23 protein-coding genes are annotated in these 26709 nt (G+C 73.7%); 14 read left to right on the top strand and 9 right to left on the bottom strand.

Annotation, left to right across the window (positions count from 1 at the left end; all coding sequences use genetic code 11):
• Positions 1-52 precede the first annotated feature (52 nt).
• The 3 genes from AC5677_RS23045 (at position 53) to AC5677_RS23035 (ending at position 3396) form a co-directional block, all read left to right on the top strand.
• Positions 53-985 (top strand): ROK family protein, encoded by a 933-nt coding sequence (locus AC5677_RS23045; RefSeq protein ID WP_497189809.1) that lies wholly within the window; start codon positions 53-55, stop codon positions 983-985.
• The gene (gene nagA, locus AC5677_RS23040) at positions 985-2208 is read left to right on the top strand and encodes an N-acetylglucosamine-6-phosphate deacetylase (protein WP_497189808.1); all 1224 of its coding nucleotides are present in this window, start codon (positions 985-987) and stop codon (positions 2206-2208) included. The genes AC5677_RS23045 and nagA overlap by 1 nt, the downstream gene beginning before the upstream one ends.
• Positions 2209-2466: 258 nt before the next feature.
• Entirely contained in the window at positions 2467-3396 is a 930-nt protein-coding gene (locus tag AC5677_RS23035) for a 1-phosphofructokinase family hexose kinase (RefSeq protein ID WP_497189807.1), read from the top strand.
• 61 nt (positions 3397-3457) lie between these two features.
• Here the strand turns inward: AC5677_RS23035 and AC5677_RS23030 are convergent, their stop codons facing one another.
• Together AC5677_RS23030 and cdgB are read right to left on the bottom strand one after the other, a co-directional pair.
• Positions 3458-4366 (bottom strand): CBM35 domain-containing protein, encoded by a 909-nt coding sequence (locus AC5677_RS23030; RefSeq protein WP_497189806.1) that lies wholly within the window; start codon positions 4364-4366, stop codon positions 3458-3460.
• Positions 4367-4672: 306 nt separating this feature from the next.
• A complete protein-coding gene (gene cdgB / locus AC5677_RS23025; RefSeq protein ID WP_497189805.1) occupies positions 4673-6325 on the bottom strand; it encodes a diguanylate cyclase CdgB in 1653 nt (550 codons plus the stop codon).
• A gap of 358 nt (positions 6326-6683) precedes the next feature.
• Between cdgB and AC5677_RS23020 the strand changes: the two genes are divergently transcribed.
• On the top strand, positions 6684-7298 hold the full coding sequence (locus AC5677_RS23020; protein WP_497189804.1) for a flavin reductase family protein: 615 nt from the start codon (positions 6684-6686) through the stop codon (positions 7296-7298).
• Between the two features lie 42 nt (positions 7299-7340).
• On the opposite strand, the gene arfB is transcribed toward AC5677_RS23020, so the two are convergent.
• Positions 7341-7769, bottom strand: coding sequence for an alternative ribosome rescue aminoacyl-tRNA hydrolase ArfB (gene arfB, locus AC5677_RS23015; RefSeq protein WP_497189803.1), 429 nt, complete (start codon positions 7767-7769; stop codon positions 7341-7343).
• A 203-nt stretch (positions 7770-7972) separates the two neighbouring features.
• Here arfB and AC5677_RS23010 point away from each other — a divergent pair, with 203 nt between their 5' ends.
• Entirely contained in the window at positions 7973-8548 is a 576-nt protein-coding gene (locus AC5677_RS23010; RefSeq protein ID WP_400064187.1) for a TerD family protein, read from the top strand.
• A gap of 230 nt (positions 8549-8778) precedes the next feature.
• Here the strand turns inward: AC5677_RS23010 and AC5677_RS23005 are convergent, their stop codons facing one another.
• Positions 8779-9360: a GlcG/HbpS family heme-binding protein gene (locus tag AC5677_RS23005; RefSeq protein WP_497189802.1), complete on the bottom strand. Its 582-nt coding sequence runs from the start codon at positions 9358-9360 to the stop codon at positions 8779-8781.
• Between the two features lie 298 nt (positions 9361-9658).
• Here AC5677_RS23005 and AC5677_RS23000 point away from each other — a divergent pair, with 298 nt between their 5' ends.
• A complete protein-coding gene (locus AC5677_RS23000; RefSeq protein WP_497196724.1) occupies positions 9659-10828 on the top strand; it encodes a sensor histidine kinase in 1170 nt (389 codons plus the stop codon).
• Positions 10828-11514 (top strand): response regulator, encoded by a 687-nt coding sequence (locus AC5677_RS22995; protein WP_497189801.1) that lies wholly within the window; start codon positions 10828-10830, stop codon positions 11512-11514. The genes AC5677_RS23000 and AC5677_RS22995 overlap by 1 nt, the downstream gene beginning before the upstream one ends.
• Positions 11515-11560: 46 nt before the next feature.
• On the opposite strand, the gene AC5677_RS22990 is transcribed toward AC5677_RS22995, so the two are convergent.
• On the bottom strand, positions 11561-12856 hold the full coding sequence (locus AC5677_RS22990) for an SGNH/GDSL hydrolase family protein (protein ID WP_497189800.1): 1296 nt from the start codon (positions 12854-12856) through the stop codon (positions 11561-11563).
• A gap of 227 nt (positions 12857-13083) precedes the next feature.
• Between AC5677_RS22990 and AC5677_RS22985 the strand changes: the two genes are divergently transcribed.
• Complete coding sequence (locus AC5677_RS22985) at positions 13084-13581, top strand: hypothetical protein (protein WP_403511198.1); 498 nt, start codon at positions 13084-13086, stop codon at positions 13579-13581.
• A gap of 95 nt (positions 13582-13676) precedes the next feature.
• Here the strand turns inward: AC5677_RS22985 and AC5677_RS22980 are convergent, their stop codons facing one another.
• Positions 13677-14321: a pentapeptide repeat-containing protein gene (locus AC5677_RS22980; protein WP_497196723.1), complete on the bottom strand. Its 645-nt coding sequence runs from the start codon at positions 14319-14321 to the stop codon at positions 13677-13679.
• A gap of 280 nt (positions 14322-14601) precedes the next feature.
• Here AC5677_RS22980 and AC5677_RS22975 point away from each other — a divergent pair, with 280 nt between their 5' ends.
• Positions 14602-15615 carry a zinc-binding dehydrogenase gene (locus AC5677_RS22975; RefSeq protein WP_497189799.1) on the top strand — a complete coding sequence of 338 codons (1014 nt, stop codon included), beginning with the start codon at positions 14602-14604 and terminating at the stop codon, positions 15613-15615.
• Between the two features lie 140 nt (positions 15616-15755).
• Here the strand turns inward: AC5677_RS22975 and AC5677_RS22970 are convergent, their stop codons facing one another.
• The 3 genes from AC5677_RS22970 to AC5677_RS22960 form a co-directional block, all read right to left on the bottom strand.
• Positions 15756-16082 carry a hypothetical protein gene (locus AC5677_RS22970; RefSeq protein ID WP_497189798.1) on the bottom strand — a complete coding sequence of 109 codons (327 nt, stop codon included), beginning with the start codon at positions 16080-16082 and terminating at the stop codon, positions 15756-15758.
• A 282-nt stretch (positions 16083-16364) separates the two neighbouring features.
• On the bottom strand, positions 16365-17468 hold the full coding sequence (locus AC5677_RS22965; protein ID WP_497189797.1) for an aminopeptidase P family protein: 1104 nt from the start codon (positions 17466-17468) through the stop codon (positions 16365-16367).
• A gap of 673 nt (positions 17469-18141) precedes the next feature.
• Positions 18142-19518 (bottom strand): NsdA family TPR-like regulatory protein, encoded by a 1377-nt coding sequence (locus AC5677_RS22960; RefSeq protein ID WP_497189796.1) that lies wholly within the window; start codon positions 19516-19518, stop codon positions 18142-18144.
• A 504-nt stretch (positions 19519-20022) separates the two neighbouring features.
• On the opposite strand from AC5677_RS22960, the gene AC5677_RS22955 reads away from it, so the two are divergent.
• The 5 genes from AC5677_RS22955 (at position 20023) to AC5677_RS22935 (ending at position 26708) form a co-directional block, all read left to right on the top strand.
• Positions 20023-21432 carry an NsdA family TPR-like regulatory protein gene (locus AC5677_RS22955; RefSeq protein ID WP_497189795.1) on the top strand — a complete coding sequence of 470 codons (1410 nt, stop codon included), beginning with the start codon at positions 20023-20025 and terminating at the stop codon, positions 21430-21432.
• Between the two features lie 308 nt (positions 21433-21740).
• The gene (locus tag AC5677_RS22950; RefSeq protein ID WP_497189794.1) at positions 21741-22796 is read left to right on the top strand and encodes an ACP S-malonyltransferase; all 1056 of its coding nucleotides are present in this window, start codon (positions 21741-21743) and stop codon (positions 22794-22796) included.
• Positions 22793-24685, top strand: coding sequence for an acyl-CoA dehydrogenase family protein (locus AC5677_RS22945; RefSeq protein ID WP_497189793.1), 1893 nt, complete (start codon positions 22793-22795; stop codon positions 24683-24685). Before AC5677_RS22950 ends, AC5677_RS22945 begins: the two co-directional genes overlap by 4 nt.
• Positions 24682-25815 (top strand): 3-oxoacyl-ACP synthase III family protein, encoded by a 1134-nt coding sequence (locus AC5677_RS22940; RefSeq protein WP_497189792.1) that lies wholly within the window; start codon positions 24682-24684, stop codon positions 25813-25815. Before AC5677_RS22945 ends, AC5677_RS22940 begins: the two co-directional genes overlap by 4 nt.
• Complete coding sequence (locus AC5677_RS22935; RefSeq protein WP_497189791.1) at positions 25812-26708, top strand: SDR family NAD(P)-dependent oxidoreductase; 897 nt, start codon at positions 25812-25814, stop codon at positions 26706-26708. The genes AC5677_RS22940 and AC5677_RS22935 overlap by 4 nt, the downstream gene beginning before the upstream one ends.
• Position 26709 lies beyond the last annotated feature (1 nt).

Genomic DNA, 26709 nt, shown 5'->3' with positions numbered 1-26709 from the left:
GATACGGTGAGTGGACTAGACCTTTTATGCGAGATCGCGCAAAACTGTTGCCGTGAGAAACGTCATCGCCCTGGATGTGGGCGGCACCGGAATGAAGGCCGCCCTCGTAGGGGCGGACGGCACCGTTCTGTACGAGGCGCGGCGCCCCACCGGCCGCGAGCGCGGGGCCGACGCGGTCATCGAGACGATCCTCGGCTTCGCCGCCGAGCTCCAGGCGCTGGGCGGGGCCCGGTTCGGCGCCCCGGCGGCGGCCGCCGGGGTCGCGGTCCCCGGCACGGTTGACGAGGAGTCGGGCACCGCCGTGTATTCCGCCAATCTCGGCTGGCAGGACGTCCCGATGCGGGACCTGCTGTCCGAGCGGCTCGGCGGGGTGCCGGTCGCGCTCGGGCACGACGTACGCACCGGCGGCCTGGCCGAGGGCCGGATCGGCGCGGGCAAGGATGCCGACCGGTTCCTGTTCGTTCCCCTCGGTACGGGCATCGCGGGCGCCATCGGCATCGGCGGCCGGATCGAGGCGGGCGCGCACGGCAGCGCGGGCGAGATCGGCCATATCGTCGTGCGGCCCGGCGGGCGGGAGTGCGCCTGCGGGCAGCGCGGCTGCCTGGAGACGGTGGCCTCGGCCGCCGCGGTCGGCCGCGACTGGGCGCTGGCCTGCGGCGATCCCCGGGCCGGCGCGGCGGACGCGGCCAAGGCCGTGGAGTCGGGCGACGAACGCGCCGTCGCCGTCTGGCGCAACGCCGTGGACGCCCTCGCCGACGGCCTGGTCACCGGCCTCACCCTGCTCGACCCGCAGATGCTGATCATCGGCGGCGGGCTCGCCGAGGCGGGCGACACGCTGTTCGCGCCTCTGCGGGAAGCGGTCCGCCGGCGCGTTACGTTCCAGCCCGTTCCCTCGATCGTTCCGGCGGCCCTCGGGGACGCGGCCGGTTGCCTGGGCGCAGGACTGCTCGCCTGGGATCTTCTCTCCACGGAGGTAACCGCCTGATGTCACTGCACCCTTCCGCGGGACGGCCCGCGCAGGCCCGGCGCACCCTCCTGGCCGGCGCCCGTATCGCCCGCTCGGCCGGTGTGGCCGACAGCGGCCGGATCACCGTCGAGGGCGGCCGGATCACCGACATCCGCAGCCGGGACCTCGACGCCGGCGGCCCCCTCCCCGGCGGCCGGGACACCGAGGTCCTCGACCTCTCCGGCCACCTCGTCGTCCCCGGCTTCGTCGATATGCACCTCCACGGCGGAGGCGGCGGCTCCTTCTCGTCGGCCGACCCCGAGGAATGCCTGCGGGTCATCGACACCCACCGGCGGCACGGCACCACCTCGATGGTCGCCTCCACCGTCACCGGCGCCCTGGACGACCTCGCCCGGCAGGCCGCGGTGCTCGCCGAGCTCGTCCAGCAGGGCGAACTGGCCGGCATCCACTTCGAGGGCCCGTTCATCTCCCCCGGCCGCTGCGGCGCCCACCAGCCCGACCTGCTGCGCGACCCCGACCCGGCCGCGGTCCGCAAGCTGATCGACGCCGCGCGCGGCACCGCCCGGATGATGACCGTCGCCCCCGAACTGCCCGGCGGCCTGGAGTCCGTACGGATGCTCACCGACGCCGGGATCGTCGCGGCGATCGGCCACACCGACGCCTCCTACGACGCCACCCGCGAGGCCATCGCCGCGGGCGCGACGGTGGCCACCCACCTCTTCAACGCCATGCCCGGCCTCGCCCACCGCGCGCCCGGCCCGATCGCGGCCCTCCTGGAGGACGAGCGGATCACCGTCGAGCTGATCAACGACGGCACCCATCTGCACCCCGCGATCCTCCAGATGGCCGTCCGGGACGCCGGCGCCGACCGCGTCGCGTTCATCACGGACGCGATGGGCGCGGCGGGGATGAACGACGGGATGTATCCGCTCGGCCCGATGCAGGTCGAGGTCAAGGACGGCGTCGCCCGGATCAGCGAGGGCCCGACGGCCGGGTCCATCGCCGGATCCACCCTCACCCTGGACCGCGCCTTCAAGCGGGCCGTCACCGTGGACCACCTGACCGTGGATCAGGCCGTACAGGCACTTTCGGCCAACCCGGCGCGGCTGCTCGGCATCGACGACCGGGTGGGCTCCCTGGCGGTCGGCAAGGACGCCGACCTGGTGGTGCTGGACGCCGGATACGACCTGGTGGGCGTGATGCGCCAGGGCGCGTGGCTGGTACGTCCCGAAGGGGTCTGAACGGCCCCGCGGCGGACGCCGCGCGAACGGGCGGTGACCGGCCCGCGGCCCCCTGGTGACCGGTTCCCCGCCGGGTACCGGTCTCCCTGGGTCTGGGCCAACCCCCATCGGCGATGGCATGATCGCTCGCGCACTTGTCCGCATGCCACCGCCGAACGCGGTTGCCCGACCTTGGGCCGTACCTCGGCCAACTACTGCCCGGCCAACGGCTGCCGCCCACCGGCACAGCCGTCCGAGCACGGTGCGGGAGGGGGAACCATGATCCTCACGGTCACGCTGAACGCCGCCCTGGACATCACCTATCGTCTGCCCCGGCTCCGCACCCACACCACGAACCGGGTCACCGAGGTCGCCGAACGCCCCGGCGGCAAGGGCCTGAACGTCGCGCGCGTCCTGGCCGCGCTGGGCCACCGTACGGTCGCCACCGGCTTCGCGGGCGGCGGCACCGGAACGGCGCTGCGCACCCTGCTCCGCCAGGAGAGCGACGTCACCGACGCCCTGGTGCCGGTCGGTGGCGCCACCCGCCGCACGATCGCCGTCGTGGACGAGACCACTGGCGACACCACCCAGCTCAACGAACCGGGCCCGACCGTCTCGCCCGCCGAATGGGACACCTTCCTGGGCACCTACCGCGAACTCCTCGGCGACGCACGGGCCGTGGCGCTCTGCGGCAGCCTGCCGCCCGGCGTCCCCGTCGACGTCTACGCCCGGCTCACCCGCGCCGCCCGCACCGCAGGCGTCCCGGTCCTCCTCGACACCAGCGGCGAACCGCTGCGCCGCGGCCTGGCCGCCCGTCCCGACCTCGCCAAACCCAACGCCGACGAACTCGCCGCCCTCACCGGCAGCACCGAACCGCTGCGCGCCGCCCGCGACGCCCGGCGCCGGGGCGCCCACGCGGTGGCCGCGTCACTGGGCGCCAAGGGCATACTCGCGGTCACCGCGGACGGCGCCTGGCAGGCCGCACCGCCGCGGCATATCGCCGGCAACCCGACCGGTGCCGGCGATTCGGCCGTGGCCGGTCTGCTGTCAGGGCTGGTGGAGGACCTGCCGTGGCCGGAGCGGCTGACGCGCGCGGTGGCCCTGTCGGCCGCAACCGTGCGGGCCGCGGCCGCTGGCGAGTTCGATCCGGTGACGTACGAGGAGCTGCTGCCGCACGTCGTGGTGACGGATCATCCTACGGCGGCGTGAACCGGACGTTTCACGTGAAACACCGGCACTGAAAGGGGCGTTGACGCCGAACGTCCGGTTACTACTTCTTCGGCGGCGTCAGCCACACCTTGTCGAGGTTGGCGTCGCACTGGTTGCCGGCCTCACAGGACATCTTGATGACGTTGGTGCCCTTATTGAGGTTCACGACCGAATAGGACTTGGTCCAGCCCTTGTCCCAGGCACCCTCTGCGGCATGCGCGAAGTTGCTCAGGGAGATGGGCCGGGGGTCGGCCTTGCCGTTCACGGTCAGCGTGAGGTTGGCGTCCTTACCGGGCACGCCGTAGCCGACGTTGAGCCAGTAGGTGCCGGCCTTGTCGACGTCCACCGTCCAACTGACGGATGCGCCGGGGGTGTTCATTCCCGCGACATAGGTGCCGTTCGCCGAACGCGCCCCGGGCACGTCCTTGGCCGTGGTGGCGCCGCCGTCGAGCCGCAGGCTGCCCGCGTCCTGCTTGGGGAGCTCGCCGGGAGCGGGCTTGGCGGTGGGCTCCTTGCTGGGGGCCACCGAGTCACCGGCCGTCGGGCCCGGCTGCTTCGCCGAGTCGTTCTTGTCCTTGTTGCCGTTCGTGAGCATCGCGACGCCGATACCTATGCACACCACCGCGACCACGGCGACCGCCCCGATCAGCAGCCCGTTACGGCGGCGAGGGGCCTGGTCGTAGCCCTGGGCCGGGACGGAACGCGTCCGCTCGTTGCCGGGCAGGGTCTCGGGCGCGGCGTAGTGCGCGTTCTGGTTGCCGTACGCCTGCTGGGTCTGCTGGGCGCCGTACTGCCGCTCGCCGACCGCACGCACCTGGTTGTAGGAGGTTCTCGGGACCCCCGGCTGCCGCGCCGCCCCGCCGCCGGCCGCCGAGCCCGGTGCGCCACCCTCGCCGCCTTCCGCGCGGTAGAGATAGCCGAACGGGTCGTCGTTCTCCGGCGTGTCCGCGCCGTTGTTGCCGGCCGTCATTCCGTGTCACTCCCAAGCGGTGTGTGCGCGTCTGTCTGCGTCCATACGCATTCGCGCCATCTGCGCGAACTGTCTCTTTCGGGCCCCCGGCGGCAGAGCGCCGCATCGGCGCAGCCTACCCCTTCGGGGCATGCCCACACCGAGCCCGGACAGCCACAAGATCGCTACAGATCGGTGAACGGCAGGTGGGCCCCGGCGGAAGGCGGCGGTGTGAGATACGCGGCACCGCGCCTGTGCGGGAGGGCCCGGCTACGCGCTGTGGCGCGGGCGGCTGCGCTCCGTACCGCGCGGGCCGTCTGCCGGGGCTCAGCCCGCCCGGCGGTTCGCCTTCGACCGGGACCGCTTCTCGACGTACATCCGCTGGTCGGCCGAGGCGAGGACCTCCTCGGCGGTCATGCCGCAGCTGGCCCAGCCGATGCCGAAGCTGGCGCCGACCCGCACCGCCCGGCCGTCCACCCGGATCGGCGGGATGATGGCGTTCCGCAGCCGCACCGCGAGATCCTGGGCGTCGGCCGTGCCCAGGCCGTCCGCGAGCACCACGAATTCATCGCCGCCGAGCCGGGCGACCGTATCGCCGTCCCGCACGCCGCTGGTCAGCCGGCGGGCGACCTCGATCAGCACCGCGTCGCCCGTGTGGTGCCCGAAGCGGTCGTTGATCGACTTGAAGCCGTCGAGGTCGCAGAAGAGGACCGCCAGCCCCTTGGAGCCGTCGTCCTCCGCGCCCTCCGCGGGCGCGACGGTGTGGACATGGTGGTCGTAGGCGCCCGGACCGCCGCCGAAGGGCTCCTTGCCGTCCGTCCGGAACGCATGCCGATCGCCCGGGTCCACCGCGGCGGTGGCCGAGGAGGCGTACGCATCGGCGTCCGTACCCGGGGGGCGGGCGCACAGCCGGGCGCCGAGCCGGGACCGCAGCTCGGCGCTGTTGGGCAGGCCGGTCAGCGAGTCGTGGCTGGCGCGGTGCGCGAGCTGGAGCTCGTGCCGCTTGCGCTCCTCGATGTCCTCGACGTGTGTGAGCAGGAAGCGGGGCCCGTCGGCGGTGTCGGCGACCACGGAGTTGCGCAGCGAGACCCACACATAGGTCCCGTCGCGGCGGGCCAGCCGCAGCTCGGCCCGGCCGCCCTCCGCCGAGGTGCGCAGCAGGGTCCCGATGTCCTCGGGATGGACGAGGTCGGAGAAGGAGTAGCGGCGCATCGCGGAGGCCGGGCGCCCCAGCAGCCGGCACAGCGCATCATTGGTGCGCAGCAGCCGTCCGTGCTGGTCACCGCCCATCTCGGCGACGGCCATCCCGCTCGGCGCGTACTCGAAGGCCTGCCGGAAGCTTTCCTCGCTGGCGCGCAGGGCCTGCTGCTCGCGTTCGAGGCGGACCAGGGCGCGCTGCATATTGGCCCGGAGCCGGGCGTTGCTGATCGCGATGGCGGACTGGAACGCGTACATCTGCAGCGCCTCCTGCCCCCATGCGCCGGGGCGCCGGCCGTTGCGCGGCCGGTCGACGGAGATCACGCCGAGCAGCTCGCCGCTGCCGTTGGCCGCGGAGTACATCGGCGCGAAGAGGCGGTCCATCGGGTGCCACTCGTCGGGGAAGCGCGGCGCGGGGCCCGCCGTGTGCCACTGCGGGACGTCGTCGTCGTCCAGCACCCAGCCCTCGGTGTACGGGATGAAGCGCAGCTCGCCCCAGCGTTCCCCCATCGACAGCCGGCGGTCCCAGGAGGACCGGGAGCCGACCCGCCCGGCCATCAGCGCCTCGGCGCCCGCGCTGCCGGCCACCGCGGCGACGACGAGATCGCCGTCCTGACGGACGAGATTGACCGCCGCCAGCTCATAGCCGAGCCCGGCGATCGCACCGTCGGCAACGGACTGCAAGGTGTCCGCAAGGCTGCGTGCGGTGTTCAGTTCGGCGACCACTTGGTGCAGCTGCCGCAGGGTCGCAAGACGGACGTACGGCTCCGACTCGGTCTCCATCGCTCGCTCTCCCTGAGACCTCGACAGCAACTCCAGGATTCTTCGATCGCCCGATTCCACGCTCTTTCTTCGCTCACTGAATCACAGTGAGCTGTTCACTCGGTACACAGGGTCAACAATTACCGCGTGCTGTGACTCAAGTCACAGCCCCCGAAGGGATGTTGATGACCCGCAAGAGCGCCAGCTGAGAGGGCCTGCGCGCCCTCCCCCGCGCGGCACCTGCCCTTTCCTGAACGCAAATTCGGGCATCCGCGTTCCCCTCGCGCCCCCTTCTCCGGACCTCCGTCGGCGGACCTAGGGCGCGGCTGGTCCCAGGGCCCGATGCGACACGGGGCCGGGCGACGTTAGCGTTCATGGCGTGTTCACGAAAACCCCCGCCGAAGCCGCCACCTCCGGACCCGCCGCCCCTTCCTCCCCCACCGTCGCCCTGGCGTCCGCGCCGGGTGGCGCACCGATCCCGCATGCTGAGGGGGTGAGTGACGATGAATTCCGCGCCGCCCTGTCCCGCCTCGCCGCCGGCGTGGTGCTGATCACCGCCCACGACCCGGACGACGGGCCGCACGGCGAGGACGTCGGCATGACCGCCACCGCATTCGTTTCCGTGTCCCTCGAACCGCCGCTGGTGATGGTGAGCGTTCGCAACGACTCCCGCATGGACGACCTGCTGGCGCACCAGCCGCTGTGGGCGGTCTCGGTGCTGGCGGACAGCCAGCGGCACATTGCCGGACGATTCGCGATGAAGGGCCGCATCAGCGACCGGCTGCTCTTCGCGGACATCGCGCATGTACGGGGTGAAGCGGCGGGTGCGCCGCTCGTCGGCGGCGCGCTCGCGACGCTGGAGTGCCGGACCGAGGAGCGGGTGGTGGCCGGCGATCACACCCTCGTCATCGGACGCGTACTGGCCGCATCGGTCCCGAGCGGGGACGCGGGGCCGCTCACATACTTCCGGGGGAAGTACCGGCACTTGGGCTGAGGCGGGAGCGGCGACGGTGGGGGCGGCGACGGTGGAGGGCACTCAGCCCCAATCGCGTCCCGTGCGGCCGCGCTTGGTCTCGCCGCGCTGCTTCTTCTCGCGCAGCCGTCGCTCGTTGATACCGCGCGGAATCCGCGACTTGCGGCGCGGCTTGGGCGGCGGGGCGGTGGCCTGGGCGAGCAGCGTCGTCAGCCGGACGGCCGCGGTCTCGCGGTTACGCCATTGGGAGCGATGGTCGGAGGCCCGCACGGACAACACGCCGTCGACCAGGCGGCCCGCCAGCCGCTCCAGGGCGCGCTCCTTCCAGACCTCGGGCAGGGCCTGCGTCCTGGCGAGGTCGAAGCGCAGCTCCACTTGGCTGTCGCTGGTGTTGACGTGCTGGCCGCCGGGACCGGAGGACCGCGAGAAACGCCATACGAGCTCGGCCTCTGGAAGGACGACCGAACCGCGGATGACATAGGGCCCGGACATGAGTCCTATGATCCCTCGCATTTCCGCGTCCCGTCACCCGCTTTTCGGCTCCCCACGCAGGACGTCCACATCAGGATGCGGCAAAGAAAGTAAAGGCAGCTGGAACCTCGTGGTCCCCTGACGGCGTTGTGGTGGGTGACGGTAGCTTCGTCCGCAGTACGAAGCCCGACGCTTCGACGAGTCGACAAGGAAAGGGACTTCCCATGGCTGTAAGCCTGTCCAAGGGCGGCAACGTCTCCCTCACCAAGGAGGCACCGGGCCTGACCGCCGTCACGGTCGGCCTCGGCTGGGACGTCCGCACCACCACCGGCACGGACTTCGACCTGGACGCCAGCGCGATCGCGGTCAACCCGAGCGGCAAGGTCTTCTCCGACCAGCACTTCGTCTTCTTCAACAACAAGGCGACGCCGGACCAGACCATCGTGCACACGGGTGACAACGTCACCGGCCAGGGCGAGGGCGACGACGAGCAGATCAACGTCAACCTGGCGGGCCTGCCGGCCGACATCGAGAAGATCGTCTTCCCGGTCTCGATCTACGACGCCGAGAATCGCAGCCAGAACTTCGGCCAGGTGCGCAACGCCTTCATCCGCATCGTCAACCAGGCCGGCGGCGCCGAAATCGCCCGCTACGACCTGAGCGAGGACGCCGCCACGGAGACCGCCATGGTCTTCGGTGAGCTGTACCGCAACGGTGCGGAGTGGAAGTTCCGCGCGGTGGGCCAGGGCTACGCCTCGGGCCTGGTGGGCATTGCGCAGGACTTCGGCGTCAACGTCTGAGGATCCGGTTTCGGGTCCGGGTAGTCGGGTCCGCACTGTCGGGTCCGCGTTGTCGGGTCCGCGTTGTCGGGTCCGCGTTGCGGGTCAGGATCCCGATGCACCCGCTTCGGCGCCGCTGATGAGCGGCGGCGGATGCCGGTGATTCCTGGTGAGCGCCGGTAGCTGCCGATGGAGGGCCGGCTCCCTTTTGGGGGCCGGCCCTCCGCGTTCCGGCGTTCCGGTGGGTGCGGCTACTTGCCGAGCACCGCCGCGCCGGCCTGCGCGAACTGCTCGTCGGTGGCGCCGCTCGGAGCACCCGCGACGCCGATACCGGCGATCGGCGCGCCCGCCGACTGCACCGGGGCGCCGCCCGCCAGGAACAGGGTGCCCGGGATGTCCTTGAGCGTCGGCGCCTGGTCGAGGCGCTTGACCAGCTCGGACGTGGGGGCGTTCCACGAGACGGCGGTGTACGCCTTCTTCACCGCGGACTCGTACGACTGCGGACCGGCGCCGTCGCCGCGCAGCTGGACCAGCGTGTTGCCGTTGCGGTCCACGACGGCGACCGAGACCTTCTGGCCCGCCTTCTCCGCGGCGTCCATGGTGGCCTGCGCGGCCTTGGTGGCGGCGGCGAGGGTGAGGTGCGTGGAGTGGGTGAGGTTCTTGGTGTCGGCGCTGCCGGCCGCGGCGGGGGCGGCGCTCGGAGCCGGGGCGGCGGACGCGGACACGGCACCGAAGGCGCCCGCACCGGCCAGCACGGCGGCGACGGCGGCACCGGCGACGAGCCGGTTGCGGCGGGACATCTTCCGGGGCTGGTTCTCGGTGTGCTTCGGCATGGTCGGGGCTCCTTCGGGACGGGACCGGAGTTCGGTGGTATGCCTCAATCCTCGGAGCGGGCGGGGCGCTCCCGGGTCGACGTACCGGCTCCCGTCGCCGGGCATGATGGGGGATACCGGTGTCAGCCGATCGGTTGATACGGGATGCTCGCCACCCGGGCTACGACTACGGGAGACCGTTACGGGCAAGCCCCGCTAGGAGACCCTGAGCCCCGTGCACCCCTCGCGCCCCCTTCATCCCCCTCAGCAGCCCGCGCCGCCGGACGCGAACCCCGACGCCCGCTGGCTGGGACCCGTCATGCACACGGCGTTCTTTCTGCTCCTGGCGGCCTCGCTCGCCCGCTTCCTGATCCGCCACCCCGGCGAGCCCCGCACCCCATGGATCATCGCCCTCAGCGTCGTCCTCGGGCTTCTGTACGTCCTCGGTCCGGCGCTGGGATCCCGTACGGACGACGAGCGCCACCCCACCGTGCGCCGGCTGCTGTGGCTGGGTGCGGTCGTCGCGACCTGGGTCGTCCTGGTCCTGCTCGCGCCGAGCTTCGCGTGGTGCGCGGTGCCGCTCTTCTACACGGGGCTGCGTACCCTGCCCGCCGGCGCCGCGTCGCTGCTGGTGGGCGTGCTCACCGCGTTCGTCGTCGTGGCCCAGCTGCGGCTGTCGACCGCGTTCGACCCGAATCTGCTGCTCGCGCCGCCGGCCGTCGCCGCGCTCGCCACCGCCGTCTTCGTCCATATGGAACGCCAGGCCGCCCGGCAGCGCGCGCTGATCGACGATCTGATCCGCACCCGGCGCGAACTGGCCGCCACCGAACGGCGCGAGGGCACGCTCGCCGAGCGGCAGCGGCTGTCGATGGAGATCCACGACACGCTCGCCCAGGGGCTGTCGAGCCAGCAGATGCTGCTCCAGGCGGCCGAGCGCACCTGGGACACGGCCCCGGGCACCGCTCGCGGTCATGTCCGTACGGCCACCGGGATCACCGCCCGCAATCTGGCCGAGGCCCGCCGCTTCGTGCACGACCTCGCCCCCGCCGACCTCGCCGACGGCGCCTCGCTGCCCGAGGCGCTGCGCGAACTCGCCGCCCGTACCGGCGAGTCGGCCTCCGGGGCCGCCGCGCCGCTCGCCGTACGCCTCCACCTGGACGGCACCTCCACCGCCCTCCCCGACCGGGTGCAGTCCGCGCTGTTGCGCATCGCGCAGGGCGCCCTCGCCAACGTCCGCGAGCACGCCGGCGCGACCACCGCCACCCTGACCCTGACCTACCTCGGCGACCAGGTCGTCCTGGACATCGCCGACGACGGCCGGGGCTTCGACCCCACCGATCCGGCCGCGCCCGCCCCCGACCGCGAACGGGGCCACGGCCTGCCCGCGATGCACGCCCGGGTGCGCCAGCTCGGCGGCACCCTCACCATTGAGTCCGCGCCGGGCGAGGGCACCGTCCTGTCCGCCGCCGTCCCCCTGGAGCACGCCTGATGACCAGCCCCGACGCCCCCGAACCCGGTCCCGGGCCCGACGCCCCGTCCGAGGCCGCGGCCGCGGCCGTACGCATCCTGCTCTGCGACGACCACGCGGTCGTACGCGCCGGGCTGCTCGCCCTGCTCAGCAGCGCGCCGGGCATCGAGGTCGTCGGCGAGGCCGGGAACGGCGAGGAAGCGGTGGCGACGGCCGCCAAGCTCCGCCCCGATGTCGTCCTGATGGATCTGCAGCTGGGCTCCGGCATCGACGGCATCGAGGCCACCCGCCGTATCACCCGTCTCCGTCCCGCCCCCCATGTGCTGGTCCTGACCACCTACGACACCGACGCCGACATCACCCGCGCCATCGAGGCCGGCGCCACCGGCTACCTCCTCAAGGCCGAACGGCCCGACGAGCTCTTCGCCGCCATCCGCGCCGCCGCCGAGGGCCGCAGCACCCTCTCCGCGCCGGTCGCCCATCGCGTACTGGCCCAGATGCGCAGCCCCCGCCCCACGCTCACCGACCGGGAACGCGACATCCTCGGCCAGCTCGCGCGGGGCCTGGGCAACCGCGAGATCGCCCGCGCGCTGTTCATCAGCGAGGCCACCGTCAAGACGCACCTGGGCCGCATCTACGACAAGCTCGGCGTGGACACCCGCGCGGGCGCGGTCTCGGTCGCCAAGGAGCAGCGGCTGCTGCCCTAGCTGACGGGAAGCAGCGGCGCAGACGCCGCGGCTCCGAGGCCGTGGACTAGAGCGCGGAGAGGTCGACCGCCTCGGCCATGGCCCGGTAGCCCCGGTCGTTCGGGTGCAGATGGTCTCCGACGTCGTATGCGGCCGCGATCCGGTCCGGGTCGGCGGGGTCGGCCAGCGCGCGGTCCAGGTCCAGCACCCCGTCGAACTCGCCGGAGCCGCGTATCCAGTCGTTGAGCGCGTCCCGCTTGGCCTCGCCGCGCTCGGTGTAGTACATCGCCCCCTTGTACGGCATCAGCGTCGCGCCGATGACCTTCAGGCCCTTGGCGTGCGCTTCACGTATCAACTCCCGTTGTGCGGATATCAGTTGTCCGACGCCGACCTCGGGGGTCGGGCCGCCCGGTGCGTCCGGCCACTCGCTCATGCCGATGTCGTTGATGCCCTCCAGCACGATGACCGTGCCCGCATTCGGCTCGTTGAGGACGTCCTTGCGGAAGCGGGTCACGGCCTTCTCGCCGGCCCAGCTCGTGTCATTCGTGAGCTGATTGCCGCCGATTCCCTCGTTGACGACGCTGCGCGGCCGTCCGGCGGCGGCGAACCGCTCGGCCAGCTCGTCCGGATAGCGGTTGTTGGCGTCGGGCGTGGAGCCGTAGCCGTCAGTGATGGAATCCCCGAACGCCACCACGCCGTCGCGCTGCCCCGTCCGGCCCCCGGAGACCTCGACGCCCGAGAGGTAGTACCAGGACTGCGAGGTCTCGGTGAACGCTCCGGCTTCGGTGTCCGCGCGGTGGTCACCCGCGGCGCGATAGCTCGTGGCCGCTGCCAGGGCGTGGAAGGTGGCCGGGCCGGTCGGGGCTTCCAGATAGAGCGTGACGGTCAGCGACTCCAGGGGGCCGACCTTCAGCCCGACGGCGTCGCTGCGCAGCTCCCGGCCGGCCGGTACGGTCGCCGACCGGCCGTGCCCGAAGGTCAGCGTCCGCACCGATCCGGGCTCCACGGACGCCCCCTGGGCCGTCCGGGCGATGGTCGCGCCGGCCACCTTCAGCGGGGTGCGGCCATAGCGGTTCGACAGCTCGATACGGGCTTGGGTGCCGCCGGTGCTGACGCGGATCACCTGCCGGACCGTCTGCCGTGCGAAGCCGGTCTCGGACCAGTTCGGGGCGAGCCCGGCGGTCGGCGCCTGCGGCGAGGCCGCCCATCCGCCCTGCCACGGGCCGTTGCCGGGCCGGGCGGCCGGCCGCTCGGCCGCGTACGCCGCCCCCTGAGCGACACCCCCGCCGGGCGACGCGGGCAGTACCGGCAGCGCCGCGAGGGCGACCGCCGCGGCCACCGCGACTCCCGAACGTCTCAGCATGGAACCAGCCATGATCAATCCCCACCCTCTGGCCATCGGCCGTGCGTGCCCGGCCGTTCATCCGTGGCCGTTCGTCCGTCGTCGTTCGTCCGTGGTCGTTCGTCCGTCGTCGTTCGTCCGTGGTCGTTCGTCCGTGGCCGGTCGATCCGGCCACCGTTCCCGCCGGTCCGCCCGGCCGGACGGTCCGCCCGTCCGGTCCGCCCCACCGGCGTGACACCATCAATGACGTGATCGACCTCGGCTATTCCCTCTCCCGCCGCTTTCCGGATCCCCCGCAGCTGGACTACCGGACCGCGGATGTGCGCACCCTGCGCCACGACCTCTTCTGCGGCGATGTCTATATCGCCGACACCAAGGCGGACCGCGAGCTGTCCACCGCCTGGGGCTGGGTGCCGGTCCTGGACTTCGCCTGGGCGCTGTGCGACATCGTCGAGCAGCTCGACACCGACCCCCGTGGCAGCCGCTCCTCCCGTCCCGTCCACGCCGAGCTGGACTTCACCGAATCCTCCGACCGGATGCTCTTCGAGCGGCGCTTCGGGTGGGTGGACATCGACGCCGACTGGATGCCGGCCGACGAGGCCCCGCTCACCTTCAACCACGCCGCGCTGCGCCGCGAGGCTCGCGACTTCCTGCACGATCTGATCGCCGACCTCACCGATCTGCACGACGGCCTCGGCGACAACCCGGTCATCTGGGACCTCCAGGCCCGCTTCCCCCGCGTCTGACCGCCCCTCATCGGCCACCGCCGGGCGGCCACCGCCGACCGTCCGCCACCCGTCGGCCCACGCTCATCGGCCGCCGTCCGTCGGCCCCGGGGCCGTCACTCCACCCGTACGCCTATCTGCGCCGCGAACGCCGGGGCCAGATCGAGGAGTTGGGCCGCGCTGATCACCGCGCCCGACAGCCCGTCGACGCCCCGCGCGATGTCGACCGCGGCCGCACCCCGCAGATCGACGTCCTTCATCCGGGTCGCGGTGAAATCCACCCGCGCCAGGGTGCAGTCGTCGAACGTCACCCGCTCCAGCTCCGCGCCCGAGAAGTCCGCCTCGACCAGCACACACCCCTCGAAGGCGACGTCCCTCAGCTTGGCCTGGCGCAGATTCGGAAAGTCGATCTTCCCGCCGCGCACCACGACCCGCTCCAGCACCGCGGCGTGCAGCTGTGTCCCGCCGAGCCGGGCGTCCGTCACCTCCACATCACGCAGGGACGCCTGCGCGAGGTCCGTACCGACCCCGCGCACCCCGCTCAGCACGCTGTCGATGATCCGGGCCCTGCCGAGGGCCGTCTCGTCCAGCGCGCACCGCCGCACCGCGCAGTCCATGAACCGGGCGCCGTGCGCCGTCTGCCCCGCCCAGTCGGCGTCCGTGAACTCCAGCCCGTCGTAGTCACCTTCGGGCTCGAGCTCCCCGCCGTCGAACGGCCGCAGCTCCGGCAGCCGCACCTCGGGCCGCCGCACCGCCCGCACCGTCCCCTTGCCGCGCCCTGCCACGCGATCACCGCCTCTCGCCGCTCGTCACACCTGCCCCCATCGTGAACCACACCACTGACAATCGCCCTGACCTGCGGAAAGCCGACGGTGGCGGCGGTAGCAACGGCAGCGGTCGCGAGGGCGGCCGAGTCGGCGCCGGACGTAGGGGGTTGACCTCAACCAAACCTGAGGTAGCAGGGTGGCGGCAGCCGGTGGTCACCACCACCCGCGCCCGCGTCCCTGGGACGCACCCGTCTCCCTCAAGGAGTAGCCCGCCATGCACGCGATACGACTGCACGCCTTCGGTCCGGCCGACAACCTCCGTTACGAGACCGTCGACGCCCCTCGGCCGGGCCCCGGTGAGGTCCGGATCGCGGTGGCGGCGGCCGGCGTTCACCTGCTGGACGCGGTCCTGCGCGAGGGACTGGAGGGCGGGCCGGCGCCGCTTCCCGAGCTGCCGACCGTGCCCGGCCGTGAGGTCGCCGGCACGGTGGAGGCGCTCGGCGAGGGCACCGACCCCCTCTGGCTCGGCCGACGCGTCGTCGCCCACCTGGGTATGGCCCCCGGCGGCTACGCCGAACTGGCCGTGGTCGCCGCCGAGCGCCTGCATCCCGTCCCCGACGGGCTCGACGCGGCCCAGGCCGTCGCCATGATCGGCACCGGCCGCACCACCATGGGCATCCTGCGCTCCGCCGACCTCACCGCCGACGACATCGCGATCATCCCGGCGGCCGCCGGCGGCATCGGCTCGCTCCTCGTCCAGCACGCGAAGAACACCGGCGCCACGGCCATCGGCCTGGCCGGCGGCCCGGCCAAGGCGGCGCGGGTCCGCGAACTGGGCGCCGACCTCGCCCTCGACTACACCGACGACGACTGGCCCGCCCTGGTACGCGCCTTCCTCGACGACCGCGGCGCGCCCGGCGCCACCGTCGTCTTCGACTCGGTCGGCGGCACTCCCGGCCGCGCCGCCGTCGGCCTCCTGGCGCCCGGGGGCCGCCACCTCGTCTTCGGCTGGTCCGCGGGCGGGCTGCTCACCGGCGGCCCGCTGGAGTTCGCGGACGGCGAGCTCGCGGCCCACGGCATCACGTCCCAGCAGGTCCTCGGGCCGGTCATGCTGGCCAAGGCGGGTGGCGACAACCCGATCCGCACCCTGGAGAGCGAGGCCCTCGCCGAGGCGGCGGCCGGCCGGCTCGTCCCGGCGGTCCAGCGCTTCCCGCTGGCCGAGGCGGCCGCCGCCCACCGCGCCCTGGAGACCCGCGCCACGATGGGCAAGGTGGTCCTGGAGCCGTGAAGTGCCTGATGGGAGCCGTGAAGAGCCTGGTGGGTGCCGCAACGCAGCCCGGTCCCGTAACGGAAGCCGTAATGGAAGCCGTGACGGAAGCCGTGACGGAAGCCGTAACGGGACCCGATCCCCCGGTGGAAGCCGATGCCCTACCGGCGCGCGTCGTCCCCGTCCCCCTCCTGCCGCCCCCGGCCCCGGCCCGTGCACAGCGCGCCGCCCATCAGCGCCGCCGCGGCCCCCGCCCCGCCGCCGAGCGCCAGCGACGCGGCTCCGTTCTCGGTCCGGTGCCGTGTGCTGCCGCCGGCCTCGCCCCCGCTCCCCTTCCCCGCCGCGTCCGCCGCCACCGGTGCCCGCCCGTCAGCGCCCGGGTGCGCGGCGGTGGGCGCCGCCCCGGCGAGCGGGACCACCGCGCCCGCCGCAGCGGCGGCGAAGGTCAGCGCGGTCAGGAATCCGGCGCGAGAGGTCTTGATCGGCATGGTGGTGCTCCTTCGGGTCGGTACATGAGCCGTGCCCTGAGGCCCAACACCCACCACGCTACGAACCGCCCCCGCCCGTCCGCCTCCGCCCAACAGCCACTTCCGCACCACCGAAAGTACGCACCCCGCCCGGGACGAAGAGGACCGACGGCCACGGGGGACGGGGACCAACGGCCACCGGGGAGGAGGACGAACGGCCACCGGGGGCGAGGGACAAAAGTCCCCCGCCCCCGGATTGCCGATTCCCGACCCCGGATCCCCCGGCCCCGGCCCCGGCCCCGGCTACTGCACCACCGCCATCCCCCGCTCCGTCTCGTTCAGCCGCCGCCCGCCCGTCTCCGTGCACGTCACGATGTCCTCGATCCGCACCCCGAAGCGCCCCGGCAGATAGATGCCCGGTTCGATCGAGAAGCACATCCCGGCCACCAGCGGCAGATGCTCGCCCTCGACGATGTACGGCGGCTCGTGCGTGGTCACCCCGATGCCGTGACCGGTCCGGTGGATGAAGTACTCGCCGTACCCGGCGGCCTTGATGACCCGCCTGGCCACCCGGTCGATGTCCTGGCACGCGACCCCGGGCCGGACCGCCTCGAACGCCGCCTGCTGCGCCTCCCGCACGATGTCGTGCACCTTGCGCTCCTCGGCGCCCGGCTCGCCGACGTGCACGGTCCGCGTGGTGTCCGACCCGTAGCCGTCCTTGAGGCCGCCGAAGTCGAGCACGACCATGTCGCCGTCCTCGATGACCCGCTCCCCCGCCTCATGGTGCGGATCGGCGCCATTGGGGCCGGACCCCACGACCGTGAAGTCCACCTGGCTGTGCCCGTGCTCGATCAGCAGCCGCGCGAGATCCGCCGCCACCTCGGACTCCCGGCGCCCGGCGAACCGTACGCCCAGGATCTTCTCGTACGTCGCGTCCGCGGCCGCCCCGGCCGCCGCCAGGCGCGCCACCTCGTGCGCGTCCTTGACGGCGCGCAGCATCGGCAGGGCCTGCGACAGCGCCCGGTACGCGCTCCCCGGCAGCGTCCGCTGGAGCCCCAGCAGATGCATCGCCCAGGTCGCGTCCGACATCCCGTAACGGCCCTCCGGCTCCAGCCACTCGGCCAGCTCCTCGTACGGGTCCGCACCATCGGTCCAGCCCCTCACCTCCATCGCTCCGGCCCCGGTCGCCCGCTGCGCATCGGGCTGCTCCAGTACGGGCACCAGCAGCCGCGGCCGCCTTCCGGGCGCGATCACCAGGGCGGTCAGCCGCTCGGTGTCGGCGGGGGGCCGGTAGCCGCACAGCCACACCAGGTCCGGGCCGGGCGTGACGATCAACCCCGTCAGCCCCACACGGGCCGCGGCCTGCGCCGCCCGTGCCATGCGCTCGTCGTGATCATCCCGTGTCATAGAAGTCACCATGCGGGCGAATTTACGCCGGTGAGCCCCCCTCGGCGCGCCCAAATCCCCGTCCGTCCCCGCCCCTTCCTCCGCCATCACCCGAGCGCCGACGATGCGTCCGGTCGCCCGGCCGGCGCCACCCGGAAGGCCGCTTCGGTCATGTCCCGCTCCCCGGCCAGGAAGGGCCCGCCGTCGATCCGGACGGCCGGTACGGACGGCAGCCCGAGCCCGCGGACCCGCGCGACCCCGGAGCGCTGCCGCTCCCCGGCCTGTTCCCGCCCCCGGCGTCCGCCGTCACCGCCACCCCCACCTCATCGGCCGGCCGGCCGCCGCTCGGCCCCCTCACCCTGGATTGCGACGTGCTCACCGCGCCCGGCACGGGCCTCCGCCTCGTCCTCCTCACCGCCGGGTCCGGCACCCCGGCCGCCGAGAAGCCGGCGCGACCGGCGACGACGGGCGAGCGCGGGTTCAGCGGCGGTTCGCGGGGGTGCGGGGGCCAGACAGGTGGACCTGGGGTTGAGCAACGGTCACGGGCATATACATCCGGTTATGACGGATCCTTTCGACGTCGCGATGATCACGTGGGGTCTGATGCGCAGGGGCACTGCGGAGCCGCGGCCGGAGGGCGACGGACGAAGCGCGGACGGGCGGGGCGCGGGCGGGCGGGGTGACGGCGGGCGGCTCAGCGGCGGAGCGGGGGCTCGTCGGGGCCGCGCGCCGGTGCCGGAACGGCGCGCAGACGGGCCAGGAAATCCCGGACGCCCGGGTGGGCGCGGTACGGGCTGAGGGCGCCGACGATCCGGGCGAGCGCTCCGTGCGCGGAGCCGGCCGCCAGCTGCCCTTGGTGGTCGAGGAAGCGGTGGCACTGCACCAGAGCGGCATCGCGCTGTTCCGCGGCCAGCAGGACGAGCGCCATCCGGGCGTGGATCAGGGCACGGGCCTTGCGCTGGCCTGCCGGGCGGTGGTGCAGGGAGGATTCCAGGGCGGCGACGGCTTTCCGGTGGTCCCCCAAGAGGGCGTGGACCTCCGCGCGTTGGTATTGCAGCGCGGCGAATGAATAGCTGGTGAAGGGGCCTTCGGGGGCCGCGGAACGGCCGAGGGCCTGCTCTGCCGCCGCGAGGTCGGCGTATGCCGTCCCGCTCCGCCCGACGGCGGCATGGCCCACCGCGCGTCCGGCGTGGAGGAAGGCCGAGGTGGCGGGCGGCGCCCCGGGTCCCGCGGTGGCCAGCGCGGCCTCCGCGAGGGTGAGGGCCCGCCGGCGGTCGCCGAGGCGGTGCGCCTGGGCGCTCATCCCGCGGAGCGTCACCGCGTAGGTGGCACGGTCGCCGGCGGCGTGGGCCAGCTCCAGCCCGATTCCGTAGTAGTGCCCTGCCAGGCCCGGGTGCCCCACGTCCGCGGTCATGCCGGCCAGCAGATGCACCAGTCGTGCGGCGCCCGTCAGCAGGCCGCGCCGCACCGTGGGGGCGGAGGGCGCGGTGAGCAGTCGCGCCACGTCCTCCGCGAGGTAGTGGGCGAGTGCGGAGCGCGCATGGGCGCCGCCGTGCCGCTCCGCGGCCTGCGCGTAACAGCGGGCCATATCGTCCAGCCGCGCCACGTCCGCGTCGGTGGCGGGGGCGCCGCGGCCCGTCCTCGGCGGGGTCCACGAGGGCCGCTTCTCCCATGCCTGAGGGAGGCCGGCGGGCAGCACCGCGCGGGTGAGCGGCGCCCGGCGCGCGGGATCGCTGTCCGCCCGGCACAAGGAGCTGAGGCGCTGGAGGGGATCGGCCGCCTGCAGCATGTCCGCCACGGGGTTTCCGCGCCGTTCCCGATCGTCCAACCCGGCGTCGCGTGGTGTGAGGGGTCTGCCGATACGACGGCTCAGCGCCTGGGCCACCAGGTCGGCGGCGGCGCCACGGGGGCGGGCCCCGTCGAGCCAGTGGGCGACGGAGGTGCGGTCGTAGCGCAGGCGCAGGCCGTTGGCCGTGCCGAGTGCGTTGACGGCGCGGGCGAGATCGGCGGCGGACCAGCCGGCTTCCGTCAGCAGCGCCCGGAGCGCGGAATTCGGCATTTTGTGCGCCATGATCCTTCTCCCGAAGCCGAGTTCACGACCGCGGGGCCCGGTGCGTGTTCAACGCATTCACGCCTTCGGGGCCGAATCGGGCTTCCGTCGGCTCCCGACCCATGATTCCGTGAGGAGACGCCGCCGGCAACGCCTCACCCTGCGGAGGGGTTGATGTCGGCCAGAAGGCGGTGAATCTCAACTCGGCGGCCCAGCGGAAGAATCGACCGCGGTTGCGTTCAGGTGACCGGCGGACGTCCTTTGTGTGCACCGGTATTGCTCACCGGCGGTCATTGCGCGGGAGCGTACGAACGACAGTTCCCGGCAATGCGAAGTTTCCCGTGTGGACGACCGGTTGAAGACACCGGGGCCGCTCCTTACGCCGTTGCGTCCGTGCGCCGGAATGCCGCGATGCCGCCGTCCGGGAATTTCTCCGCCGGATAGTTGTCTCAAAAACGCCGACGTCGAGGCGCGTCAATCGGCACGTATCGATCAACGCGTATCGATACCACCCCAGGAGATGCAGTGCCGTCGCCCCGCCACCCCAACAAGCCGCTCAGGGCCCTGCTCGCCGAGGCGCGCTGGACGCAGGGCTCGCTCGCCAGGGCCGTGAACATCGTGGCCGCCGAGGTCGGTCTCGTACTCGACTACGACCGGACGGCGGTGGCGCACTGGCTGAGCGGGACGCAGCCGCACCCTCCGGTCCCGGAACTCGTCGCGGAGGCCCTGACCCGGCGGCTGGAACGCCTGGTGACCGCGAGCGCGGCGGGTTTCGCGGGCGCGGCGGGGCCGTCGGCCGCCGAGTTCGCGCCCGGCGCCGCGCCCCGGCCCGGGACATCGCTGGCGGAGCTGTGCCGGACGGAGGGCGACCCGGTCCGCCGGCTACCCGCGCAGGCGCAGCCGTACCGGGTCACGGAGCTGACGCGGGTGTGCCGGGCCGCGCCGGGGAGCGGCCGTCCGGCGCGGCTCGGCTCCCATGAGGCGCCCGGCCCCCACGACGGTGACACCGCAACGGAACTGGCCCTCATGCGCTCCGCCGTGCGCTTCTACGCCGCCGCCTTCAACGCGCACGGCGGACGCAACGCGCGCTCCGCTCTGGCCGCCTACCTCGCCGACGACGTCCTGCCGCGGCTCTGCGCGCCGCAGCCGGCGCCGGTCCACCGCACGCTGCTGGTGGAGGCGTCCCGGCTCTCCTTCCTCCTGGCCCGGATGTACGAGGACTCCGCCGTCCACGGGCTGGCCCAGCGTCACTTCCTCGCCGCCCTGGGCCTCGCCGAGGAGTCGGAGGAGCGCCTGGCGCGGGCCGTGGTGCTGCGCGGGCTGAGCGCGCAGGGCCTCGCTCTGGGGCATCGTCGCGCGTCCTTGCGGGCCGCCGAGGCCGCGGCCGAGGCGGTCACCGGGACAAGCGGCCCGACCGGAACGTTTCTGCTCGCGCAGCTCGCGGTGGCGCAGGCCGCCTGTGGCCTGCGCGCCCAGGCACTGGATTCACTGGGCCGGGCCGAGCGGTCCCTGGCCGCAGGCGGGACCGAGGCCGGTACGGCCGGCCCCGCGGACCGTACGGCCGGCCCCTTCGCCACGTACTCGCGCGCCGCATTCGAATACCAGCGGGCCGAGACCCTGTGGAAGCTGGGCGACCTCGCGGGGGCCCGCGCGGCGATGAACCACTCGCTCGCGCACCGCTCGCCCGAGGACCACCGCGGGCTGGCGCTCAGTTACGCGCAGCGGGCCGAAATGCTGGCGGGCGCCGGTCATATGGAGGAGGCCTGCGCGTCCTGGCACTCCTTTCTCGACCAGTACCCCCATGTGCGCTCGGGCACGGCCGAAGCCGCGGTGGCCCGCGCGCGCAGGATTCTCATTCCGTTCCGCACCCTCCCGGCGGCGGCACTTCTGCTGAGCCGGCTGGCCGCGGTGGCGCCCGCCGGGAAACGGTACTGATCACGGATCCCGGCCTGAGGAGCTGTCCGATGGGTCAGCCCCTGAAAACCCGCCGGTGCTTTCACACCTTTCAACAATGCGCGGGCCACCGGACCGCCCGACAAGCGTGCAAGCCCTGTTGAATCGGTTACGGAGCGGAATCCGGCTCCTTTGCGGGGAACTCCGGACCGCGCCCGCCGCGCTGTGCTTGTGGCCATTTCGAGTGGCCGACGGTGCCGAAGGAATGCGCCGGATCGCCGGATATTCACCGACCATTCGCCGGCCATTCGCCGGAGCCGGCCGTCCGCCCCCAGGGAAGGAATGCATCGATGGCAGAAGTGGATTCGGCCGACCAAGATCCCCGCGGGAATCCGCCCCGCACCATCGTCCATCTTTTCCCCGGGCAAGGGGACTTCTCCGTCGGCCCGCTGGTGCGCACCGCCCGCGCGGTGCCCCGTGTGCGGGCGGCCGTTGCCGAGGTGTTCGGGCAGGCCGAGGGCGTCGCCGCGGAATTCGGGATCCCGCCGCTGGCCGGGCCGCTGCTGGGCGCCACCCCGCCCAGTGGCCGCGATCTGGCCCATGGCCCGGTCGGCACGGCTCAACTCGCCCTGTTCTGCTCCTCGTTGGCCGTACACCGTGCGCTGTGCGGCATCGGGCGGGCGCCCGACCGGGCGGTGGGGGTGAGCTTCGGTGAGATCGGGGCGCTCACCGCGGCCGGGGTGTTCGACATCCCCGGCGGGGCCCGGATCGCCTGCCTGCTGGCGCGCCACCTCCAGCAGTGCGAAGGGGCCATGACGCTGCTGGGCACGGGCGAGGCGAGGGCCAATGCCCTGCTGCATGAGGCCGGTTCGGCCGCCGTGGTGGTGGCGTGTGTGAACGATCCCGGCGAGACAGTGATCAGCGGGCCGCTGCATGAATTGCGGACCGCCGAAGCGTGCGCGCAGCGGCAGGGCCTGTCCGTGACCCGGCTGCGGCTGCCGTTCTCGTCCCACCATCCGTCCCTGAAAGGGCCGTCCGACGCGTTCGCGGCGGCGATCCGCCGCGTCCCCGCGCGCCGCGGCCGCTTTCCGGTCCACTCCGCCGTCCGGGGCGGTCCGTACCGGCCGACGGACGACGTCCACCGGGCGCTGGCCGACTGTCTGGTCCGTCCCGCCCGGCTGCCCGAGGTCCTGTACCAGGTGACGACGGCGCCGCCGGCCCTGCTGCTGGAGGCGGGCACCGGCCGGGCGCTCACCCGCAACGTCCGGCGCACCGTGCCGCCCTCGGCCGCCCGCGCCGTCGCGCCGCTCGGCGAACCCGGCTTCTCCTGGGCGCACCGCGACGGCACGCACCGCGGCGCTCCCCCCGCAGCCCCCGCCCTCTCTCCCACGGAGCCGTCCCGGTGACCGCGCAGACGCCACCCGCCGCCGCACTGCGCCGGCTCATCGACGGACCCGGCCCCGACACGCTCCGCCCCCGCCTGCTGGCGCTGCTGACCGAGGCCGTCCCCGACGCCGCGTCCACGGGATCCCCGGGCGCCACGCCGCGGGCCCGCCGGCACGGTCACCGTCTGCGCCGCCTCGCGCAGGCCCTGCCGCCGGCCGCCGAGCTGTGCCGCGATCCCCATGCGCTCGCCGCGCTGAGCGAATGCGCCGCCGTCACGGATCCGCCGTTCTACATGGCCGTGCTGTCGCACTATGCGCTCTGCCTGAGTTCGGTCGTCTCCCTGTGCCCCGATCCGGCGCGGCTCGGGTCGCGCTGGGACGCGCTGTCGACGGGCCGCTCCAAGGGCGTCTTCCTCGTCACGGAGATCGGGGACGGCAGCAGCCATCTGGGCATCCGGACCACGGCCGCATTCGACCCGCGCACCGGGGAGTTCGTGCTCAGCACGCCGGACGCGGGGGCCGCGAAGTTCTCGGGCGTCGGTGCCACGGGAGTGGCGCAGACCGCCGTGGTGTGCGCACGGCTACGGGTCGCCGGCCGCGACCGAGGGGTGTTCTCGTTCGTCGTGGACCTCAGCGACGAGCGGGGCCCGGCACCGGGCGTGGAGATCTCCAGCCCTCTCGCGGTGGCGGACCTGCCCCTGGATTACGCGCTGGTGCGCTTCCGCGAGGTGCGCCTCGCGCCGGGCCAGTGGCTGAACGACGGTGCGTCCCTCGACGCGCGGGGAGGGTTCCACGATCCCCTCGGGTCGCCGGACGCGCGGCTGTCCCGGACGCTGTGCGTGGGCCAGGCCCTGTGGGCGACGCTGCCGTCGGCGATGGCCGCCATGGCCCGGGAGAGCGCGGTACGGGCGCTGCGCCATTCCGCGCACCGCCGGGCGCACGGCCGGCTCGCGCCGGGGGCGGCGGTGCTGTCCTACCGTTCCCAGCAGCATGCGCTCCTGGGCGGCCTGGCCGAGGCGTTCGCCCTGACCTGCGCCGGAATCACCGCGCGGGAGATCTGGGCCGACGCGTTGGCGACCCGCGGCCGTTGCGGTCCGCGGCCCCTTCCGGACGAGCGGGCCCTCCCCGGCGAGGGGATGACCTTCTCCCCCTGGGCCGCGGTCGACCGTCCGCTCGCGGTGCTCAAGGCCTTCGCGGTGCGCGCCGCCGCCCGGGTGGCCGCCCAGTGCCAGCACCGTTGCGGCCTCGCCGGCTTCCTGGAACCCAACCGGCTGAGCGGCTATCACGGCTTCGCCCACGCCTTCGACAGCGCGGGCGGCGACAGCCAGCTGATCCTGCTCGACGCCGGGCGGGCCCTCGCCGAGGAGGCCGGCCGCCGCGGCGACCGCGCCGTGCCCCGCGAGGCCTGTGTGGACGCTCCGCACTGGTGGCCGGCGATCACCCGGGCGCATGAGCACCTGCTGGCGACCGGCCTGCACCGGACCCTGAACGAGCGCTCCCGCAAGGGACTTGCGGGGCTGGAGCTGTGGAACCCGCTGCTGGACGCGGCCCGGGAGCTCGGCGAGGCGTATGCGAGCCGCCTGGCGGCCGAGAGCCTGGCCAGGACCCTGGCCACGGTGTCCGACCCCGCGCTGGGTGCGGCGCTCCGCCCCCTGGCGGCCCTCTACGGGGCGGCCGAGGCCCGGCGGCTGGCCGGCCGGCTGCTGACCACGGGCGTGATCGACGCGGCCACCGTGCGCGCGCTGCCCGCCGCGCTGGACGCGCTCTGCGACCGGCTGCTGCCGCATCTGCCGCTGCTGGAAGACGCCATGGGGGTGCCGGGCGGCGCGCTGCCCGCCCCGCTCGGCGCGGGCGACTACGCGGCGGCACTGACCGCATCCGTCAACTGGCCCACCGAAAGGCTGTCATGAGCCCCACAACGATGACCGCGCCCCGGATCGGCGTACTGGGGATGGGTACGTACCTCCCCCGGTCCCGGCGCACCAACGAAGAGGTCGCCGCGAACGTGGGGGTGACCCCGGAATGGATCACCGAGCGCACCGGCGTGCACACCCGGCATGTGGCCGCCCCCGGCGAAGCGGCCTCCGACCTGGCCGCGGCCGCCGTCCGCGCCGCGGTCGCCGCGGCCGGCCTCGACATCGACCAGCTGGACGTCTTGATCCTCGCCACGTCGACCCCCGATGAGCTGGGGCCCTCCACGGCCTGCCGGGTCCAGGCCCTGACCGGAGCGCGCCATGCCGTCGCCCTGGACGTCAGCGCCGCCTGCTCGGGCTGGCTGTTCGCCACCCGCGTCGCCCACAACTGGCTCGCGGGCGACCCGTGCACCCGCTATGCGGCGGTGGTCGGCGTCGAGGCGTACTCCAAATTCCTCGACCCGGCCGACCGCGGTACGGCCGTGCTGTTCGCCGACGGGGCGGCCGCCTGCGTCCTCGGACCCGTACGGGACGACGGCGGCTGCGGGGGCTGTGGCGGCTGTGGGGGCTGCGGGGGTTTTCATGACTTCGCCCTCGGATCAGACGGCACCGGCGCGCACCACGTCCTCATCCCGGCCGGCGGCAGCCGGGCCCCGGCGAGCCCGAGCACGCTCGACCGCCACCAGCACGCCATCCACATGGACGGCCGGGCGGTACGCGACTTCATCACCGAGATCTTTCCCCGGGTCGTCGACGAGAGCCTGGCCCGCAACCGGCTCCGGCTCCAGGACATCGACGTGTTCATCACGCATCAGCCCAACCCCGTCCTGCTGCGCAGCCTCGGCGACCGCATCGGCATCCCCCGCGAACGCCTGGTCATCGTGGGCGGCGAGGTCGGCAACATCGGCGCGGCCAGCACCCCGTACGCGCTGGCCGGCGCCGCCGCGAGCGGTCTGCTGGAGCCCGGCAGCCGGGTCCTGATCGCCTCCTTCGGCGCGGGCGTGACCTGGGGCAGCGCGCTGCTGACCTGGACCGGCGCCTCCGTCATCCGGCTGGGCCCGACGCGGCTCACCCGCACCGTCCCGTCCCCCCACCCCACCCCCGCAGGGAAAAGGAGCACCTCATGAACGACGGCACCTGGAACCACACGAACGCCCCCGGCACCACAGAGGAACCCGGCACCGCGGCGGCGGCGTTCCGGCTCGACGGGGCGCGGGCGCTGGTGACCGGCGCCTCCCGCGGCATCGGCCGGGCCGTGGCGGTGGCGCTGGCCCAGGCCGGCGCCGACCTCGCGCTGTCCGCCCGCTCCGCCGCCGCCCTCGCCGAGACCGCGGAGCGGGTGATGAAGGAAGGCCGCACGGCCGTCCTCACCCCCGGCGACCTCTCCGTTCCGGGGGCGGCGGATGCCGTGGTGGAAGAGGCCGCCACCGCGCTCGGCGGCCTCGACGTCGTCGTCCACAACGCGGGCATCCTGCCCTCCCACCCGGACGGCAGCCCCGCCATGGTCCCCCTCCAGGACTCCGCCCAGCGGGACTGGGACGCCGTGGTGTCGGTCAACCTCAATGCCACCGCTGCCCTGTGCCGGCGCGCGCACCGCCATCTCGCCGCCTCGGACCGGGCCGCCCTGGTGCTGATGTCCTCGCTCGCCGGAGTGGCCGGCACGCCCAGGATGGAGGCGTACGCCGCGACCAAGGCGGCACAGATCTCCCTGGCCCGCAGCCTCGCGGCGGGCTGGGCGCGGGACGGGATCCGGGTCAACGCCCTGTGCCCCGGCTGGACCCGCACCGACATGACGAGCTTCGCCTACACCACGGGCCCGCTGTCCGACTGGCTGATGGCGCACGTCCCGATGGGCCGCTGGGCGGAGCCCCACGAAGTCGCCACCGCCGCCCTCTTCCTCGCCGCCCCCGCCTCGTCCTTCGTCACCGGGCAGGCCCTGCTGCTCGACGGCGGCGCGTCCGTTCCCGACGGAGGGCTCGCCGGGATCCCGAAACCGCCCTCCCCCTTCGCCGGGGCCTGAC

The organism is Streptomyces sp. JLSY215 (assembly GCF_059682825.1).
The sequence above is the reverse complement of the archived record's forward strand: the minus strand, read 5'-3'. Positions and strand labels throughout refer to the sequence as shown.